This is a genomic window from Vibrio stylophorae (genome assembly GCF_921293875.1).
Classification (GTDB): domain Bacteria; phylum Pseudomonadota; class Gammaproteobacteria; order Enterobacterales; family Vibrionaceae; genus Vibrio_A; species Vibrio_A stylophorae.
The window spans coordinates 2795869-2813316 of sequence record NZ_CAKLDI010000001.1 but is presented as its reverse complement, the minus strand read 5'-3'; the positions used below and the strand labels follow the sequence as shown (position 1 = coordinate 2813316).

Below are 17448 nucleotides of genomic sequence, written 5' to 3'. Positions count from 1 at the left end.
TAAGCGATAGGGAAACGCGACATTGGATTATTTTACTGAGCAACAGGGTCAGCTATGGGCAGAAAGCGTGCCCGTCGAGCAATTGGCTGATACCTATGGAACCCCCCTTTATATCTATTCTCGTGCCACGTTAGAGCGCCATTGGCATGCTTTTGACCAAGCGGTTGCCAACCATCCTCATTTGATCTGTTATGCCGTCAAAGCAAACTCCAACCTTGGTGTGTTGAGTGTGCTTGCCAAGCTTGGCTCTGGTTTTGATATTGTGTCACAGGGTGAGTTGGAGCGTGTGATTGCCGCCGGTGGCGATCCATCTAAGGTGCTGTTCTCTGGTGTGGGTAAAACGGAAGCGGAAATGCGCCGCGCCCTTGAATTAGGGATCAAGTGTTTTAACGTCGAGTCTGAGCCTGAACTCGAGCGTTTAAATGCTGTGGCAGCGAGTATGAATCTTATCGCGCCTGTATCTCTTCGTATTAATCCTGATGTCGATGCCAAAACCCATCCCTATATCTCAACCGGGATGCGTGAAAACAAATTTGGCATTAGTTACGATCGCGCCGTGGATGTTTATCGCCGCGCCAATGAGCTACCGCACCTCAAAGTCACGGGAATGGATTGCCATATCGGCTCTCAGTTAACTGAGATGGCGCCTTTTATTGATGCCGCCGATCGCCTGTTGGATTTGATCGCTGAGCTTAAAGTGCAAGGTATCGTCTTGACCCATCTTGATGTGGGTGGCGGTCTTGGTGTGACTTATGCCGATGAAACCCCGCCGCAACCATCAGAATATGCCAGCGCTTTGTTGGCGCGTTTAGCCAACTATCCGCAGTTGGCGCTGGAACTGATTTTTGAGCCAGGCCGTGCGATTGCTGCCAATGCAGGCATTATGGTGACCACGGTTGAGTATCTCAAACCAACGCCAGATAAGAATTTTGCCATTGTTGATGCGGCAATGAATGATTTGATGCGTCCTGCGCTTTATCAGGCATGGCAAAAAATCACCCCAGTGGTTGCGCGTCAAGGTGAGCCGATGCTCTATGACATCGTGGGCCCAGTGTGCGAGTCCAGTGATTTTCTTGGTAAAGATCGCCCATTAGTGATTGCTGAAGGTGATCGCTTGGCGGTGCGCTCAGCTGGTGCTTACGGCTTTAGCATGGCGTCTAACTATAATACGCGTTGCCGTCCTGCGGAGTTAATGGTCGATGGTGAACAGGTCCATGTGGTCCGTCGCCGCGAGCAATTGGCTGAACTCTGGCAGCACGAACATATCATCGAATAGGGATAGGTATGCACGTTCACTTTTCTAAAATGCATGGGCTCGGCAATGACTTTATGGTCGTCGATGGCGTGACCCAAAATGTATTTTTCTCGGCGGACTGCATTCGTCGTTTAGCGGACCGGAATACTGGGGTCGGCTTTGACCAGTTACTGCTGGTGGAGCCACCCTACGATCCGGAAACTGATTTTCACTATCGCATCTTTAATCCAGATGGCAGTGAAGTGGCACAGTGCGGTAATGGCGCGCGTTGCTTTGCTCGCTTTGTGAAGATTAAAGGTTTGACCAACAAACATGAAATCTCGGTCAGTACCAAGTCGGGTAAGATGATGCTGCATATCGAAAGTGATACGCAGGTGATGGTCGATATGGGTACGCCGATTTTTGAGCCGGTTAAAATTCCATTCTCTGCCAATCAGCAGGAGAACACCTATTTGCTACGCACCGAGCTTGGCACCCTGTTTTGTGGCGCGGTGAGCATGGGTAATCCCCATTGTGTGACTGTGGTGGATGACGTCGATAAAGCGGATGTGGCTGGTTTTGGCCCATTGGTTGAATCGCACGAGCGTTTTCCTGAACGCGTCAATGCTGGTTTTATGCAGGTGGTATCGCGTCAAGCTATTCGTCTGCGTGTGTATGAGCGTGGCACTGGCGAAACACAAGCTTGTGGTAGCGGCGCCTGTGCAGCAGTTGCCGTCGGGATCAAACAGGGATTGCTTGATCATAAAGTGAAAGTGTCTTTGCCAGGCGGTGAGTTGTTAATTCGCTGGCAAGGTGGTTCTGCACCCTTGTATATGACGGGGCCAGCAGAGCATGTTTATGATGGTCAAATCTCCCTATGAGCCATGATTTAGAGTGTGATGCGCCAGCGCTGTGCGATGCAACGGTGGCGCAGTACCTACGCGATAATCCTGACTTTTTCATGCGCCATGAGCCTTTGGCGCGTGAACTTCGAATTCCTCATCAAGAGCGGGGTTCGGTCTCTTTGGTGGAGCTACAGCTCAATCGCCTACGTCAGCGTAATGAAGCGCTGGAAGAGGAGATCACCCTGTTGATGGAGATGGCTAAGCGCAATGAAAGGCTGGCCAATCTGTTTTATCAAACCCAACATCAATTGCATCAGTGTCGCGATTTGGGTGCCATTGATCTGATTTTAAAAACCTTGGCGCAGCAGCTGAATTTATCTGTGACTTTGCGACTTTATGATCAGCAAAGACCACAGCATCAGCTGGATCGTGAACGTTTTGCCCCAGTGGTGAAAGCGCGCTTTATGCAGGGACCCATTTATCTGGGTCGTATTCGTAAAGTGGAAGCGGAGCAATTGTTTGAGCAATTCTCTGAATTTGGCTCTGTGGCTTTGATTCAGTTGGGCGATCGTGGCGAGCTTGGTGTATTGGCTTTTGCCAGTGCCGATGGCGCGCACTTTCAGCCGCAAATGGATACGCTGTTTATTACCCAGCTCGGTGAGCAAGTGAGTTGTCAATTAACCCAGATGCAGCAGCTAGGCATCTGTCGTGACTGAATCTGGTACTGACACTGGCAATAATGAGCTGGCACCCATTCCTCGCTCGCTTGAAAAATGGCTGGACCAATTCGCTCATTATCAAGTGGGTGAACGCGCCCTAAGTGCCCACACAGTGCAAAATTATCAGCGCCAATTACAGCATATGGCGCGCTATTTTGTCTCTTTAGGCATCACCAGTTGGCAGCAGATTGAACCTAATCATGTGCGCTTACTGGCGACGCAGAGTAAGCGACATGGTTTAAAACCTGCCAGCATTCGTACTCAGCTTTCAGCGCTGCGCAGTTTTTTAGATTATTTGATTCGACAAAATCAGCTCAGCGCTAATCCTGCCAAAGGGGTGAGTGCGCCCAAGGCGGATAAACCACTGCCGAAAAACCTCGATGTTGATGAGGTCAATCAGCTACTCAATGTGACGGATGATGAGCCTTTGTCGATTCGCGACAGAGCTATGATGGAGCTGATGTACGGCGCTGGTTTGCGTTTATCTGAGCTCACCGGCCTTGATCTGAAATCGGTGAGTTTTCATGCCGGTGAAGTGCGGGTATTGGGTAAGGGCAGCAAGCAGCGCCTTTGTCCGATTAGTGGTGAAGCAGTGATTTGGTTAAAAAATTGGCTGAAGATTCGCGGTCAATTTGCTGCTGCAGATGAAAGTGCTTTATTTGTATCATCGCGCGGTCAGCGCATTTCCCAGCGTAATGTGCAAAAGCGGATGGCGGAATGGGGGCAAAAACAGAGCCTTCATAGTCATATCAATCCGCATAAATTGCGTCACTCCTATGCCACGCACATGCTAGAGTCCAGTGGCGATCTTCGAGCGGTGCAAGAGCTGCTGGGGCACGCCAATCTTTCCACCACACAAATCTATACCCATTTGGATTTTGACCATTTGGCCAAAGTGTATGATCAGGCGCATCCGCGTGCGCGCAAACGCGGTGCTCGAGAATCTGAATCAAGCAGTAAAAAAGAGCGCTAATGCGCTCTTTTCTATTTTTATATTTTCATTGAATGCATTTAACTTCGCGCAAAAAGCGTAAGGTGCTGGGTCAAAATCCGATCCACCGAGCACGCACCCGCGCCCCAAACAATGTTAATGAGTAGCATCATTCCCCAGAATTTGTGGTCATAAAATCCGCCAGCCCAGAGCGTTGGGTAAGACACCACCGCCATGATATTAAATACAAATAAAAGCAAAGCCATGGGTCTTGTGAGTAAACCTAGTGCGAGAAATACTGGCACAATTAACTCGACAGCAGTACCCAGATAAGCAGCCCAAAGCCAAGGAAACAGCGGTACTTGATACTCAAACTCAAAGAGGTAGAGGGTGCTATCCCAGCTGTTGTATTTCAGCAGCCCCGACTGGAAAAAAGCCCAGGCTACCCACAATCGGGCCAGCAATAACACCACTGGTTGCAATAGGGCTTGGCTGGTTTGTACCAAACGGTCATAGCTATGAAGGAGGGTTCGCATGGGAATGGTCCTTATATTGCAATGTGAGATCACTAAATAAGCCCAGCTTCATACACTCAGCTAAACCATCAAGACAAAGTGCGGCATCAATATTGCCAAGCGAGGTACCGCGTTGGCAGGCTTCAATGAGTAGCCGTGCTGGATTGGATAGGGGTAAAAAATGAATGCCATCTTGGCGATGGAGCAGTGCGACAGACTGCCCTTGCGCTAGGTTGACTTGCTCAACGGGGGTTTGCTCGCGAATGGCTTGCCATAGATCCACCACGGCAAATTCACTCACTAAGGTTTGAATGGAGCGATTGGGATGCAACTGAATATCTGGCCATTGCCACTGTGCAAAACGGTGCATCGCACGCTGATGTAGTCTTGCATCGTGGGGGGAGCTGCGATTGCAGCAATCAATCTTCCATTCTAAGGTCGCCATATCGACTAGGTAGGGCGCTTGTTCAACGAGATTTGGCAGACTAGCGATGGTCGCAGCCATGCCCTCACCGTAGTCACTGACATCTCCAACTTGAAGTGGGTGATGTAAAATATGATGTCGTCCGACACTGGCAAAGCCGGCTTCGCCAATTAAAGCTTGCGTGCAGGGATAAGTAGCTGCGAGGACATCTTGTAGGCTGATAATGTAGTTATTGCGATAGAGCTGAAGTTTGTCATCGGCAGAAAAAGACTGACTTTGAATCCAGTCATTGAGTTGGTGGCTTTGATAATGTTGGCTACGTGCAAATTGACGTTGTAGCTCGCGCAGGCTCGGTGGTTGGCTCATAGGCACATCTCCGCGATATGCGATTTTGCGCGCTGCACTTCCTGTTCTAACACGGCAAATGCTGGAATCTCCATATCCCACTCAATCAGCGTTGGGCATGGGCCGTGTTGGTTGATCCATTGTTGATAGAGCACCCACACCTCATCACTGACGGGGCGACTATGGGTATCAATCCAAATTTCGCCTTGTTCGAGTTCTTTTTTGCAAAATCCAGCGAGATGAATCTCATCAACCACCTGTGGGTCGATATTGCTCAGATAGTCGCTAACATCAAATTGGTGGTTAAAGGCGCTGACATGGACGTTATTGAGATCAAGTAGGAGTCGGCATTGTGTTCGCGACTGAAGCTGCATTAGAAATTCCCATTCCGGCATTTGTGAATGGCTAAAGGCAAGATAACTCGATGGGTTTTCAATCAGCAGCGGGCGCCCCAGAGTATCTTGGACTTGTGCAATGTTATCGCTGATGATCGCGAGCGCCTCTAGGGTATAGGGAATAGGCAGTAGGTCATTGAAGTATTCGCCATCAATGCTGCTCCAACTGAGATGATCGGAAACAAAGACCGGATTAATCAAATCGACAAGGTGGCGAAGCTGCGCCAGATGCTTGGTATTGATCGCATCGCTTGAGCCCAGTGAGAGACCGATGCCGTGACAGCTAATGGGGTAGTCTTTGGCGATTTGTTGCAGCATCTCACGTTGCGCGTTATAGCCACCAAAATAGTTTTCGCTATGAACCTCAAACCACGCGACGGGAGGTCGCGTGGTGAGGACGTGCTGAAGATGTGGGGCGCGAAGTCCTATGCCCACATCCTTGGGCGTCAGGCGCATCTCGCTTATTTCTTCTCTGGATGCGGCTCTAGGCTGCCACCGCTAAGGCGCTCACACAGGCCCTTGGGGACTACGACAAAGGCGTCACCTTGACTATCAACCGTTGAGGTTCCAGCACAAGAGCTGGTTTTAGTCGCACAGTCATTTTTGCCGGCTTTTACCACGCCGTAGCACTTTTCTTTTCCTTCAGCAGCGGCCGCGGTATTTGCGGTCAATGCGGTGCCACCAAGGGCAAGCAGGCCGGTCACGGCAGTTGCGAGTGCTAGATTGGTCTTTTTCATCCTGATGTTCCTCTTGAAGTTATGGCTATGCGGCCAATTTGGCCTCGCCCCCGAGGTGATTGCGCTGAGCGGGCGCGCCTTTATGGGGTGCGTATGCTAAAGACTAGCCAAAAATTGCGGGGTGCCGAGGTGGTGTTGCAGAAAAAGTGTTCTTTTTTTGCGATTGCGTCGTGCCGCCTCGAAAAAAGAGCTGATATACTGGCGGTTATGTATAAATAACCAGTGCACGATTTCAATGGACGTTTCTTATCTTCTCGACAGCTTAAATGATCGCCAACGTGAGGCGGTGGCGGCGCCATTGGGGCACCATCTAGTTCTGGCCGGCGCCGGTAGTGGTAAGACGCGGGTGTTGGTGCATCGCATTGCCTGGTTAATGCAAATTGAGCATGCTTCGCCGCACGCGATTATGTCGGTGACCTTTACCAACAAAGCGGCCGCTGAGATGCGTGGGCGTATTGAGTCCTTAATGGGGGGCTCCATGGCGGGAATGTGGAATGGTACTTTCCATGGCCTATGTCACCGTATTTTGCGAGCGCATCATCTCGATGCCAAGCTACCCGAAGATTTTCAAATTTTGGATAGTGAAGATCAGCAGCGCCTATTACGTCGCATCATTAAAGCGCAAAACCTAGATGAAAAGCATTGGCCTGCGCGCCAAGCTGCTTGGTTTATCAATGCCAAGAAAGATGAAGGTTTGCGTCCGCAGCATGTCGAGGTGTACCACGACAATACTGCGAAAACTTGGCTCAAAGTGTATCAAGCCTATCAAGAAGCCTGCGATCGCGCGGGTTTGGTTGACTTTGCTGAGCTACTCCTGCGCGCGCAGGAGCTATTACGCGATCACAAAGCGATTCGCGAGCATTATCAAAACCGTTTTCGCCATATCTTGGTCGACGAATTTCAAGACACCAACAACATTCAATATGCTTGGCTGCGCTTGATGGCAGGCCCCAATACCACAGTGATGATTGTTGGCGATGATGACCAATCAATTTATGGCTGGCGCGGAGCGCGGATTGAAAACATTCAGCGCTTTCTCAATGAATTCCAAGGTGCGACGACGATCCGCCTTGAGCAAAACTACCGCTCCACCGGTAATATTTTGCAAGCGGCCAATACCTTGATTGCCAATAATGCGGAGCGTATGGGTAAAGAGCTGTGGACCGATGGCAGTGATGGCGAAAAGATTTCGCTCTATTCGGGCTTTAACGATTTAGACGAAGCGCGCTTTGTGGTGGGCAAAATCAAACAGTGGTTTGAGCAGGGCAACTCACTTAATGACTGCGCCATTTTATATCGCAATAATGCTCAATCACGTTTGCTTGAAGAGGCATTGATTCAGGCGAGTTTGCCTTATCGAATTTATGGTGGCATGCGCTTTTTTGAACGCCAAGAGATCAAAGATAGCTTGGCTTACTTACGCCTGATCGCCAATCGCAATGACGATGCGGCTTTTGAGCGGGTGGTCAATACACCTGCGCGTGGCTTGGGTGATCGCACCCTAGAGACCGTACGTCATACCGCTCGTGATCGCGGTACCACCATGTGGGAAGCATCGCGTCAGCTGGTGGCTGAAAAAGGTTTGGCGGGTCGCGCGGCCAATGCACTGGCGCGTTTTCTTGAGCTCATTGATGCCCTAGAAGATAGCGGCCGAGATTTAGCGCTATTTGAACAAACCGACCGCGTGATTCGTGATTCAGGTTTGCGCCTGATGTACGAGCAGGAAAAAGGCGAAAAAGCGCAGGCGCGCATTGATAACTTGGAAGAGCTGGTTACCGCCACGCGTCAGTTTGAGGTGCCGGAGGAGGCGGAGAATATGACTCCGCTCTCAGCATTTTTGTCGCATGCTGCCTTGGAAGCGGGCGAAGGACAGGCCGATGAGTTTAGTGATGCGGTGCAATTGATGACGTTGCATAGTGCCAAAGGTTTGGAATTCCCCGTAGTCTTTATGGTCGGCGTGGAAGAAGGCATGTTCCCAAGCTTGCAGTCCACTGAAGAGGCTGGGCGTCTTGAGGAAGAGCGTCGTCTTTGCTACGTTGGCATGACGCGTGCTATGGAGAAATTATATCTTTGCTACGCGGAAATGCGCCGTGTTTACGGTAAAGATATGTTCCACAAGCCATCGCGTTTTATTAAAGAGCTGCCAGAAGAGTGTTTGCAAGAGGTGCGTGTTCGCGCGCAAGTCACGCGTCCGCAGCAGGCGGGACGTTTTAGTCAAACTGAAACCGTCGCGCGTTTTAATGAAACCGGATTCAATCTTGGGCAGCGAGTGAAGCACCCCATTTTTGGTGAAGGTACCATTATCAACTTTGAAGGTAGTGGTCCGCAAAGTCGGGTTCAGGTGGCCTTTAATGGCGAAGGCATCAAATGGTTGGTGACGCAGTTTGCCAAATTGGAGGCGCTATAAAGCCTCGAGTAAAAGAATAAGCAGTCAAAAGGAAGCTGGCATGACACAGTTGGAAAAGCCTCAAGTAAAAGTGAATGTTCGCCTTGCGGATATTGAAGATATCGATGCAGTCTTGGCGCTGCACCGCTGTTATCAAGTGGATACCATTGCCGAGGAAGATCGCGCTGATGGTTTTGTGACCACCAATTTTAGCGTCGAAGAACTGACTGCTCTGATTCAGGAGCAAGGTTTGATTCTTGCGTTTCATGATGGCGAGCTGGTGGGCTATGTGATGGCGGCATCTTGGCAGTTTTGGTCAGCTTGGCCGATGTTCCAACATATGATCAGTCTGCTGCCGGAAACGCCTTATGGTGAGATTGCGGTGAACTGTGACAACTCTTATCAATATGGCCCTGTCTGTGTGCATAAATCAGTGCGCGGCCATGGCGTGTTGGAGCAGATGTTTGATTTTGCATTGGCGCATATGAGCCAACGCTTTGATGTGTTGATCACCTTTGTGAACCATAAAAACCCGCGCTCATTTGCCGCGCATTCTCGCAAGCTCAAGCTGGATGTGGTGCGTGATTTTGGCTTTAACGGTAATCAGTATTACTGGATGGCGTGCCCAACCAAGCGCGTTGCATAGATCCAGTCTCTTAATCGCAATAAAAAAACCGAGGCGTAATGCTTCGGTTTTTTTATTGCCTGGGTTTTTATCTGTGCGTAAGTGCTGGCCGCTGATTAAAGGGGCTGGTGATCGCGCATCGCCTGATAATGATGCATAAAATGGCGAAGCAACTGCTTGAGCTGGGCAGCGTTGTGGGGCTCAGCTAATTGCTCGCACAGCGCAGCGACAACTTCAACGGTACACAAATGGCCTTGAGGTTGATTGCGGCGCAATTGATATTGCGATAACTGCTGAGGCGAGAGCGCAAGTCGCGGCAGTTGCTGTAGATAAGGACTGCGATTGACCATTTTGCGTGCTTGCTGCCAAGTGGCATCCAGAATCACAAAGTGTGGTGGCAGCGCATTGATGAACTGCGTATGTGCTGGTTGCGCTTCATCTGCGGGGAAAAGCAGGTAACTTTGTAAGCTGGTATCGGCTAGTTTTTTTAGCAGGGCGGGATTCGGCACCTTGCGTTGCCAGACATAATCTTGGCTATGCTGCTTTAGGCTTTGCAGTACTAGGCGGCCAGTATTGGTTAACTTGCCATATTCACTATCATGATAGAGCAGACTAAATTGCCCTTGGCTATTGAGCCTTGGTATGGCGGCACAATAGCAGTAGAGCTTTTCAAAATGGCATTGAGGGCAAGTCGACATCGGCACTTTTATCGTAACAAATAAGCGGAGAAAAAGGCAGGATAGTGTCTCCCTGCCTTTGCTGCAAATCACATTCATCATGCCGTTGCTTGATTCATGCCAATGCTCACCTGTGAAAATTACTTCTCAGGCAGCGGCATATCGACAGGCAAAATGGCGCAGCCTTTATAGGTTTGACCATCAACCACCACTTCTGCTTGCCAAGTAAAAATCGAATCTGACATACCATCACTGCAGTCACCCTGATTGAGGTGAATGCGATTACCGTTGTTACCGACAAAAAGCTGGTGGCCGGTGCTCTGCTCAATACGTTCTACCTGCATTGGGGTGATCTCGCCCATTAAATCAAATTGCCATCCGTCTTGATAAGTCAGTTGCCAGAATGGCTCAGTGCCATTGATGCGCCAAGTTGGCTGGTTACAAGGGTCGATCTCGGTTGAGGCGTAGGAGATTTCACTTAAATAATAATCGGGTGCATGGTAGGCCACATCGGTTTCGATATAAAACTCAGGGCTAGCGGTATGTTCCATTAAAAAGGCAATGGTGCCTGGGTCAATTTCTAGGGCAATGGCATCTTGAGCGGCGCAGAGTGTGAGTGTTGCTGTGCCAGCGTCGACATTTATGCTCAGGGTGCCACGCATGATTTGGTTTGAGCCATCAGCGGGTTGTTCACGCTCGATAGCGCATTTTTGTTGGGGAATACCTGTGGGTTGAGCGTCAATGCTAAGGGCATTGACAAGTAGCAAGATTGTGCCGAGAAATGTTTCAGTGTGCATAATTTATATCCATTTAAATCATGCGGTTAGATTATTTTCTTTGTTCTGGAATGCCAATAAAAACGCGCCAAGTAGGGCGCGTTTTGAGAGTGGTTCGCTACTTTGTGGCTTAATTTTTGGGAATGTTGAAATTAGCGCCGCCGTTACAACTAAAGGTGAAGTAGTTGCTGCGCTCTTGGAATGCGGCAAAGCCTTTGCCTTTACAGTAGGCACCGTTGAGCTCTTGCATATAGCGAAGGGTATCTTGGTCTTTGACTAGGAAGTAGCTGTCATTTTCACAAAGAATGCGAATTTTACCATCGTCGCTGTGTGAGTAGCTTTGAACTTTCATGCCGCAAAGCTCGAAACTTACATCCATATACTCATCGGCGCGTTCGTCGATGCTTTTGGCACAACCTGCAAGCAGCAAGGTACAAGCCAATAGTGACATCATTCTCATGTGATACTCCAAAGTCATCTGAGTTTGATGCTGAGTGTATCTGAAGTTGGATATTTTTCAATCTCATTGCCCAGATTGAGCTTAGATTTTAGGCATTTACTGCAAGTTTCAGATATGGCACAGATGATTTTGCACAGCTATGCATTTGCTGTTTATTTTATATACATGGAATATGCATTATTAGAGTGTAAATTCTAATAAAATCAAATATATAAAATAATGAACTTAAAATTGAGAATAATAGCGCATTATATTTTGTGATTATCTATTCCTTTTGGAATATAAGATCAGTATCCTGTGCGGCCTATTTTTGATTGTTCTGCGTGCAATTGGATTCACACCGTCATTGCTTGCCCTTTAGGATATACACGATGCAGCAAACTGAAACAGCGACGCGCCACAGCTTGCGCCACTGGCTTCTTTTTTTGCTCCCTTCTTTGATGGGGGTTTTTCTCTTTATGGTGCCAATTCAGCAGGCGGATGGTGTCACCATTCCTATTGCTGCATTAGCGAAATGGCTAAAGGCTACTTTTGCCTTACATCTTCCTTTGGCCGTGACCGTCATTGTGGTTGCGAGTGCGATATTAAGTACGCTTTATAGCCTGTATCGCTGGAAAACGGGTCAAAAACTGCGTTGTCATTTCTTTGCTAGTTTGTTTGAGGTGACCCCAGTATGGCTTTGTACTCGCATTTTGGGTGCCATCTTCATCGTGATGACCTATCGCAAATGGGGTACTGAGATGATTTATAGCGGTGGCACGGGGGGCTTAGTGCTCAATGACCTGTTGCCGCTATTGTTGGCGGTCTTTACCTTGGCAGGTTTGCTGTTGCCTCTGTTGTTGAATTTTGGTTTGTTGGAGCTTTTTGGCACGCTATTTACTAAGTTGATGCGTCCCGTCTTTGGCTTGCCGGGCAGTGCCTCAGTGAACTGTATCGCCTCTTGGTTGGGTGATGGTAGTGTGGGTGTGTTGCTGACCAGTAAGCAATATCAAGCGGGCCAATATACGGAGCGTGAAGCTGCGATTATTGGTACCACCTTCTCAGCGGTTTCGATCACCTTCTGTTTTGTGGTGTTATCGACGGTGAAACTGAGCGAGCTATTTTTGCACTTCTACCTCACCGTGTGTTTTGCCGGTGTGATCGCGGCGATTGTCGTACCGCGCTTGCCTCCGCTGAGCCGTAAACGTCAGTGCTATATTGATGGCCGCGTGCCAACGGGTCACGAAGAGGATGTTAACGCTGGCGAGTCCATGTGGCGCGTGGGTCTTGATCGTGGCTTGAATAAAGCGGCAGAAGTCACCAGCTTAACGCGTGTTGCACAGGGCGGCTTACATAACGCTTTAGATATGGTGTTTGGCGTGCTGCCGATTGTGATGGCTGTGGGTACTATCGCTCTGATGATTGCTGAATACACACCAGTATTTGATTGGTTGGGTATGCCTTTTGTACCCCTGCTTGAAGCCTTGCATCTGCCAGAAGCGCAAGCAGCGTCAAAGACCATTATGATTGGTTTTGCTGATATGTTTGTGCCTGCGATTTTGGCATCAACCATTGAAAGCGATATGACGCGTTTTGTGATTGCGGCGCTTTCTGTGACTCAGCTGATCTATATGTCAGAGATTGGTGCATTGATGCTCGGCAGTAAGATTCCAGTGAATGTGTTTGAGCTGTTTGTGATCTTTATTCTGCGCACATTGGTGACCTTGCCTGTGATTGTCTTGATGGCACATTTGATCTTTGGTTATCTCGTCTAGGCTCATCGCAACATCATTTCTTTACTCATTTTAAGGCGCTCAATTGGGCGCCTTAAAATGTTGCAAAATCAGATCAATCGCCTGATTTCTAATCTCATCTTGTTCAAATAAAATCTCATGTTTCGCGCCAGTAACTACATGTAGCTTGCAATTGCCGCCACGTCGGTTGATCAGTTGGTTAAAACGCGCTTGGCTATGGTTATCGACAATCTGTTCGAGCTCGGCTTGTAGTAGTAGGGTAGGTGTGCGATGTTTGCGCGCGCCACAAAAGCATTGATGGCAGGCGCGCAGTGATTGCCAAACCCAGCGGTTACTCGGTCCGCCTAACTTAATTTGTGGGTGCAGCTCGTATTGATTGCGAAAGGCGTGATAGCGAATCTCATCATGGGTCAGTTTGTTTTCTGCAAAAGGTTTATTGCAATAAGGCCCCTGACCAAAGGCGTAGTGTGGCTGACGCTGAAAGAGATCAAGACAACGGGCGACAACCGGCGCAAAAATTTTTAGCGCTGGCGGCAGCTGAACGCCCAGCATAGGCGCACAGAGTGCCAGACGATCCACTTTGTGGGGATAACGCTGAACGAAGCGGCTAGCAATGGTGCCGCCCATGGAGTGCGCCAGCATATAGTGTTGCGCATAGCCCATGGGGGCGATGACTTGCTCATACAGGCTATTGAGATCATCAATAAAGTAATTGAATTGGTCGATATGGCCAATGATAGGATCGTGAGTGAGGCGCTCGGAAAGGCCTTGGCCACGGTGGTCTAAGGCCACAATATCAAAACCTTGCTGAAATAGTTCAAATAGAAGTGGTTGATATTTGAGCATGCTTTCGATGCGGCCGCTGACCACAATAATCACTCGGCGATGACCGCCCTTGGCATGGCAATAGGCAATTTTTTTGTCTTTGCGTCCGCTAAATGTCGATTGCGCTACTTGTTGCCACCAAGGTGAAACTTGCGACTGTAAAAAGTTCGCGTAGGTTTGATCTGTGGCTGCGACAGCAGAAGCAAAACTGGGCATGATGAGGGCTCTCTTGAATATTGGACAGCAGTCTAGCATCGTCTGCCTGACTCATAGCTGTCTCTTTATTATGATGATTATCGCTCAGCCTCAAAGGTTGTGCGAATTGCCTATGTTAACGTATCCCTGCTTTTTGCAAAAAGAGAATGATGTATAAGGATTGATGAATCATGACGTTAGAGCTGTGGTTTGGTTATTTAGTCACCGCCATCCTATTTAGTTTGTCACCCGGCTCGGGGGCGGTGAATTCCATGGCCAATGGTTTGAACTACGGATTTCGTCGTTCCTTGGCATCAGTCGCTGGGCTTCAGCTGGGGTTATCGGTGCACATTATTCTGGCGGGTGTGGGCCTGGGCACGCTTGTTGCGCAATCAGCAACAGCATTTACTGTGATTAAGTGGTTAGGTGTCGCGTATTTATTGTGGCTCGGGGTGATGCAGTGGCGACAAAGCAGCGACACGAGCAAACTGACACTGCGAGCTCAGGTGAGTGCTGGGCAACTGTTTCGCCAAGCCTTGGTGGTGAATCTGACGAACCCGAAAACCGTGGTGTTCTTGGTTGCGTTATTTCCTCAATTTTTGCGACCAGAAGCCGCTCAGGCCCCGCAGTTGTTGATTCTTGGCGTGACTACCGTCTTGGTGGATGCCTGCGTGATGCTGTTTTACATCACTCTGGCTGCCAAGCTGAGTCGCTACTTAAAGAGTGCCCGAGTGATGCAGCGATTGAATCGTCTATTTGGCTCTTTGTTTGTGGGTTGCGGTGTTTTGCTCGCACAGGCGCGGACCTAATTCGCGCGCACTGAATCGGCCTAAAAATTGCAGGGATGCGCTGGGAAAGTGCGTAAAGTGTCACTTTACCTTGCGATAGGGCTTGTTGCGAGGGCGTTCAAGGCATATCGTGTTGATGTCATTATCAATGTTATTAATGTGTCGTCATGTATAGTTATGTTGCTCGGCAACCGATTTTAAATCGCCAAAGCCAAACCGTGGGTTATGAATTACTGTTTCGCGATAGCCCGCACAATGTCTTTCCACAACTCGATGCCCATCGTGCAACGAGCCGTTTGGTGGTGGATAACTTCCTCAATATCGATAACGCGCAAATCAGTGATGGTCTGCGTAGTTTCGTGAACTTCCCTTATGAAAGCTTGGTCAACCTAGTGCCGACCTTACTGCCAAAAGAGAAATTGGTGGTGGAGATTCTGGAGCACTGCACGCCAGATGACGAGCTGTTTGAAGCGGTGAAGTTTATGCACAAAAAGGGTTATGTGCTGGCGCTAGATGATTTCCAGCCATCACCGGAATGGCAGCGTTTTATTCCCTATGTGCACATTTTGAAAATCGATTTGGTGAAAACGCCATTGCCTGAAGCCATTGCCTATGTAAAAGACAACCAGCAGCTCAAGGTGAAATTTTTAGCGGAGAAGGTGGAAACCCAAGCGCAGTTTGAAATGGCCAAGGACGCTGGATTTCATTTTTTCCAAGGTTATTTTTTCCGCCGTCCAGAGATGATCAAAAAGCGTGGCGTCGAGCCAGCTCAGTTGACCGCAGTGCAACTGCTGCAAGAGGTGAGCCGCGAAGATATTAATTTTGATCGCATCGAAAAGATCATCATGCAGGATGTGCCGCTCTCTTATCAGCTGCTGCGCTTTGTGAATAATATGGCCAACTTTGAAACGCCAATCACCAAGTTTAAGCAAGCTGTGATCTATCTGGGTGAAAGCAATCTTCGCCGATTTGTTTCTTTGGTGGTGATGGCCCATGCATCCTTTGATAAGCCTGTGGCGCTTTATGTGTTATCGCTTGAGCGCGCGCGTATGTGTGAACTGTTAGCGCAGCGAATTGCTGACAAAGACACCATGGACAAAGCCTTTATTGTCGGTTTGTTCTCTATGCTCGATAGTTTGTTTGATCGTCCCCTAGAAGCGCTCATTGAGATGCTGCCACTAGAGCAATCTGTGGTGGATGCTATCTTGAAACATCAAGGTTTGTTGGGTGAGCTGCTAGATTTGGCTGAATCCTATAGTCATGGCGATTGGGACGTGGTGACCATGTATGACGAAAAGCTAGGGATCAATAAAGAAGCGGCTGCGCAGTGCTATATGGACGCCGCGCGCTGGAGCTCACAGTGTATCCATGCCGATGTGCTGACCAAATAGCTGTATACATCCCTGCATCATTAAAAAAGCGCTGATTTCAGCGCTTTTTTACTACTCTAATCATCGCGTTTTATGTCTTCACGCGACTCATTTTCAGTTAAGTGGCGAATAATTTTTGCGGGAGAGCCGGCCACTAGGGTATCGGGTGGCACATCCTTGGTCACAGTGGCGTTGGCTGCAACGACAGAGCGCGCACCGATGGTGACGCCTTGGCAGATCACCGCTTGGCCACCTATCCACACATCATCTTCAATAATGATGGGCTTACAAATCGTGACCCAATTTCGACGCTGACGATAATCCAGCGGATGACTCGGTGTGTAGAGCTGGGCATTGGGACCAATGAGTACATTATTGCCGATATGGATTTCTGCATTATCCAGCATGGTCACCCCCATATTGAGAAAGGTGGATTGACCAATGGATACCGTTTTACCAAATTCACAGTAAAAAGGTGGCGTGACGTAGCTCGCTTCACCAAATTGATCAAATAGCGCACGACAGAGCATGCCACCATCTGCATGAGGGTTGTGATTGAGCTGAGCCATCAGCTCACGCGCTTGCTGGCTGACAGCTAAGACTTCAGGCGCTTTGGGATCGTAACTGTGTCCCGCCCGCATTTTGTCGAATTCGTTCATTGATAACCTTATGATTGGTATTTTTAGTATCAAGCAAGTAGAGAATGAGGTTATCAGTAATTATTCAGTTTTGTATTTTTTTCGTGTGATAATTGTTCTATCTATCAAAAGTATTTCTACAGAGGGGATGGGAACTATGGTAGAACATTGTGATATCGCTCAGATAAATTGTGCTCTCGCGCATCGATAGCACGAACCGAATCTTGTATCCTATAGATCTTTCTTATGGAGGGGGTATGAACAATCATTTAACAAATCAAAAACAATCATATTGCATGGTGATTAGTTAGTAATGACATCTTGGCATCTTGATTATTGTAAGCAAGGGGAGCAGAAGCGAGCTGTTCTAAATCTTGAGCGTCAAGGGGGGCGTTGTTTTTATCCCCAAATTAAGGTTGAAAAAATCAGCAAAGGACGCTGCATTCAACGACTAGAACCTCTTTTCCCGTGTTACCTCTTTGTATTGTTTGATCCGAATAAAATTGCTTACACCTCGATACGCTCTACTCGCGGTGTCGTTGATTTTGTGCGGCAAGGTCAAAATGCCTGATTTACTGATGACTGAGCTTCGTGCAAAACAGCTCGATGGATACATTGTTCCAGTCGCATCATATGGGGAAAAATACAAATTTGTTCAGGCCCTTTCAGTGGCTGTTATGTGATTTATAAAGAAAAAGATGGTGAGCGTCGCTCTATCATACTGATGGAGATTTTAGATAGAAAAATTGAATTTTCCATAGAAAATCAAGAGCTGTTTTCATGAGCTAGTCATTTGGTATTTGTGTAAATTAAATTTCGGAGGCTGCGGC

The 17448-nt window shown here is 48.5% G+C and carries 19 protein-coding genes; 10 read left to right on the top strand and 9 right to left on the bottom strand.

Going from position 1 to position 17448, the window contains the following annotated elements; translation table 11 throughout:
* The first annotated feature begins 22 nt into the window (after positions 1 to 22).
* Genes lysA through xerC form a run of 4 tightly spaced genes read left to right on the top strand, consistent with a single transcriptional unit; the run spans position 23 to position 3771 of the window.
* On the top strand, positions 23 to 1276 hold the full coding sequence (gene lysA / locus L9P36_RS13210) for a diaminopimelate decarboxylase (protein ID WP_237467761.1): 1254 nt from the start codon (positions 23 to 25) through the stop codon (positions 1274 to 1276).
* Positions 1277 to 1284: 8 nt separating this feature from the next.
* On the top strand, positions 1285 to 2115 hold the full coding sequence (dapF, locus tag L9P36_RS13205; RefSeq protein ID WP_237467760.1) for a diaminopimelate epimerase: 831 nt from the start codon (positions 1285 to 1287) through the stop codon (positions 2113 to 2115).
* Entirely contained in the window at positions 2112 to 2795 is a 684-nt protein-coding gene (locus tag L9P36_RS13200) for a DUF484 family protein (RefSeq protein ID WP_237467759.1), read from the top strand. The genes dapF and L9P36_RS13200 overlap by 4 nt, the downstream gene beginning before the upstream one ends.
* Positions 2788 to 3771, top strand: coding sequence for a tyrosine recombinase XerC (gene xerC / locus L9P36_RS13195; RefSeq protein WP_290368700.1), 984 nt, complete (start codon positions 2788 to 2790; stop codon positions 3769 to 3771). The genes L9P36_RS13200 and xerC overlap by 8 nt, the downstream gene beginning before the upstream one ends.
* A gap of 38 nt (positions 3772 to 3809) precedes the next feature.
* On the opposite strand, the gene L9P36_RS13190 is transcribed toward xerC, so the two are convergent.
* From L9P36_RS13190 to L9P36_RS13175, 4 genes are read right to left on the bottom strand one after another with little or no spacing between them, the layout of a single operon-like run.
* Complete coding sequence (locus tag L9P36_RS13190) at positions 3810 to 4265, bottom strand: DoxX family protein (RefSeq protein WP_237467758.1); 456 nt, start codon at positions 4263 to 4265, stop codon at positions 3810 to 3812.
* Positions 4246 to 5034: an HvfC/BufC N-terminal domain-containing protein gene (locus L9P36_RS13185; protein WP_237467757.1), complete on the bottom strand. Its 789-nt coding sequence runs from the start codon at positions 5032 to 5034 to the stop codon at positions 4246 to 4248. The genes L9P36_RS13190 and L9P36_RS13185 overlap by 20 nt, the downstream gene beginning before the upstream one ends.
* A complete protein-coding gene (gene bufB / locus L9P36_RS13180) occupies positions 5031 to 5864 on the bottom strand; it encodes an MNIO family bufferin maturase (RefSeq protein WP_237467756.1) in 834 nt (277 codons plus the stop codon). The genes L9P36_RS13185 and bufB overlap by 4 nt, the downstream gene beginning before the upstream one ends.
* A 5-nt stretch (positions 5865 to 5869) precedes the next feature.
* Positions 5870 to 6145, bottom strand: coding sequence for a BufA1 family periplasmic bufferin-type metallophore (locus L9P36_RS13175; protein ID WP_237467755.1), 276 nt, complete (start codon positions 6143 to 6145; stop codon positions 5870 to 5872).
* A 235-nt stretch (positions 6146 to 6380) separates the two neighbouring features.
* Here L9P36_RS13175 and uvrD point away from each other — a divergent pair, with 235 nt between their 5' ends.
* Positions 6381 to 8552 carry a DNA helicase II gene (uvrD, locus tag L9P36_RS13170; protein WP_237467754.1) on the top strand — a complete coding sequence of 724 codons (2172 nt, stop codon included), beginning with the start codon at positions 6381 to 6383 and terminating at the stop codon, positions 8550 to 8552.
* A 40-nt stretch (positions 8553 to 8592) separates the two neighbouring features.
* The gene (locus tag L9P36_RS13165; RefSeq protein WP_237467753.1) at positions 8593 to 9177 is read left to right on the top strand and encodes a GNAT family N-acetyltransferase; all 585 of its coding nucleotides are present in this window, start codon (positions 8593 to 8595) and stop codon (positions 9175 to 9177) included.
* Positions 9178 to 9272: 95 nt separating this feature from the next.
* Here L9P36_RS13165 and L9P36_RS13160 read toward each other — a convergent pair whose 3' ends face one another.
* The 3 genes from L9P36_RS13160 to L9P36_RS13150 all read right to left on the bottom strand — a co-directional run bounded on the left by L9P36_RS13160 (position 9273) and on the right by L9P36_RS13150 (position 11069).
* Positions 9273 to 9854, bottom strand: coding sequence for a tRNA-uridine aminocarboxypropyltransferase (locus L9P36_RS13160; RefSeq protein WP_237467752.1), 582 nt, complete (start codon positions 9852 to 9854; stop codon positions 9273 to 9275).
* Positions 9855 to 9973: 119 nt separating this feature from the next.
* Positions 9974 to 10630 carry a COG3650 family protein gene (locus L9P36_RS13155; protein WP_237467751.1) on the bottom strand — a complete coding sequence of 219 codons (657 nt, stop codon included), beginning with the start codon at positions 10628 to 10630 and terminating at the stop codon, positions 9974 to 9976.
* Between the two features lie 109 nt (positions 10631 to 10739).
* On the bottom strand, positions 10740 to 11069 hold the full coding sequence (locus tag L9P36_RS13150; protein ID WP_237467750.1) for a hypothetical protein: 330 nt from the start codon (positions 11067 to 11069) through the stop codon (positions 10740 to 10742).
* A gap of 371 nt (positions 11070 to 11440) precedes the next feature.
* Between L9P36_RS13150 and L9P36_RS13145 the strand changes: the two genes are divergently transcribed.
* Positions 11441 to 12823, top strand: a complete 1383-nt coding sequence (locus tag L9P36_RS13145) for a YjiH family protein (RefSeq protein WP_237467749.1) — start codon at positions 11441 to 11443, stop codon at positions 12821 to 12823.
* A 39-nt stretch (positions 12824 to 12862) separates the two neighbouring features.
* Here the strand turns inward: L9P36_RS13145 and L9P36_RS13140 are convergent, their stop codons facing one another.
* Positions 12863 to 13843: an alpha/beta fold hydrolase gene (locus L9P36_RS13140; protein ID WP_237467748.1), complete on the bottom strand. Its 981-nt coding sequence runs from the start codon at positions 13841 to 13843 to the stop codon at positions 12863 to 12865.
* A 170-nt stretch (positions 13844 to 14013) separates the two neighbouring features.
* On the opposite strand from L9P36_RS13140, the gene rhtB reads away from it, so the two are divergent.
* Together rhtB and L9P36_RS13130 are read left to right on the top strand one after the other, a co-directional pair.
* Positions 14014 to 14631, top strand: a complete 618-nt coding sequence (rhtB, locus tag L9P36_RS13135) for a homoserine/homoserine lactone efflux protein (protein WP_237467747.1) — start codon at positions 14014 to 14016, stop codon at positions 14629 to 14631.
* Between the two features lie 146 nt (positions 14632 to 14777).
* The gene (locus L9P36_RS13130) at positions 14778 to 16001 is read left to right on the top strand and encodes an EAL and HDOD domain-containing protein (protein ID WP_237467746.1); all 1224 of its coding nucleotides are present in this window, start codon (positions 14778 to 14780) and stop codon (positions 15999 to 16001) included.
* 56 nt (positions 16002 to 16057) lie between these two features.
* Here the strand turns inward: L9P36_RS13130 and L9P36_RS13125 are convergent, their stop codons facing one another.
* Complete coding sequence (locus L9P36_RS13125; protein WP_237467745.1) at positions 16058 to 16639, bottom strand: sugar O-acetyltransferase; 582 nt, start codon at positions 16637 to 16639, stop codon at positions 16058 to 16060.
* Positions 16640 to 16931: 292 nt separating this feature from the next.
* Here L9P36_RS13125 and L9P36_RS13120 point away from each other — a divergent pair, with 292 nt between their 5' ends.
* The gene (locus L9P36_RS13120; RefSeq protein WP_237467744.1) at positions 16932 to 17189 is read left to right on the top strand and encodes a transcription termination/antitermination NusG family protein; all 258 of its coding nucleotides are present in this window, start codon (positions 16932 to 16934) and stop codon (positions 17187 to 17189) included.
* Positions 17190 to 17448: the final 259 nt, after the last annotated feature.

Coding starts and splice junctions, on each gene's coding strand:
- dapF (WP_237467760.1), top strand. CDS start 1,285: ATGCACGTTCACTTTTCTAAAATGCATGGGCTCGGCAATGACTTTATG.
- L9P36_RS13200 (WP_237467759.1), top strand. CDS start 2,112: ATGAGCCATGATTTAGAGTGTGATGCGCCAGCGCTGTGCGATGCAACG.
- L9P36_RS13190 (WP_237467758.1), bottom strand. CDS start 4,265: ATGCGAACCCTCCTTCATAGCTATGACCGTTTGGTACAAACCAGCCAA.
- L9P36_RS13185 (WP_237467757.1), bottom strand. CDS start 5,034: ATGAGCCAACCACCGAGCCTGCGCGAGCTACAACGTCAATTTGCACGT.
- bufB (WP_237467756.1), bottom strand. CDS start 5,864: ATGCGCCTGACGCCCAAGGATGTGGGCATAGGACTTCGCGCCCCACAT.
- L9P36_RS13175 (WP_237467755.1), bottom strand. CDS start 6,145: ATGAAAAAGACCAATCTAGCACTCGCAACTGCCGTGACCGGCCTGCTT.
- uvrD (WP_237467754.1), top strand. CDS start 6,381: ATGGACGTTTCTTATCTTCTCGACAGCTTAAATGATCGCCAACGTGAG.
- L9P36_RS13165 (WP_237467753.1), top strand. CDS start 8,593: ATGACACAGTTGGAAAAGCCTCAAGTAAAAGTGAATGTTCGCCTTGCG.
- L9P36_RS13160 (WP_237467752.1), bottom strand. CDS start 9,854: ATGTCGACTTGCCCTCAATGCCATTTTGAAAAGCTCTACTGCTATTGT.
- L9P36_RS13155 (WP_237467751.1), bottom strand. CDS start 10,630: ATGCACACTGAAACATTTCTCGGCACAATCTTGCTACTTGTCAATGCC.
- L9P36_RS13150 (WP_237467750.1), bottom strand. CDS start 11,069: ATGAGAATGATGTCACTATTGGCTTGTACCTTGCTGCTTGCAGGTTGT.
- L9P36_RS13145 (WP_237467749.1), top strand. CDS start 11,441: ATGCAGCAAACTGAAACAGCGACGCGCCACAGCTTGCGCCACTGGCTT.
- L9P36_RS13140 (WP_237467748.1), bottom strand. CDS start 13,843: ATGCCCAGTTTTGCTTCTGCTGTCGCAGCCACAGATCAAACCTACGCG.
- rhtB (WP_237467747.1), top strand. CDS start 14,014: ATGACGTTAGAGCTGTGGTTTGGTTATTTAGTCACCGCCATCCTATTT.
- L9P36_RS13130 (WP_237467746.1), top strand. CDS start 14,778: ATGTATAGTTATGTTGCTCGGCAACCGATTTTAAATCGCCAAAGCCAA.
- L9P36_RS13125 (WP_237467745.1), bottom strand. CDS start 16,639: ATGAACGAATTCGACAAAATGCGGGCGGGACACAGTTACGATCCCAAA.
- L9P36_RS13120 (WP_237467744.1), top strand. CDS start 16,932: ATGACATCTTGGCATCTTGATTATTGTAAGCAAGGGGAGCAGAAGCGA.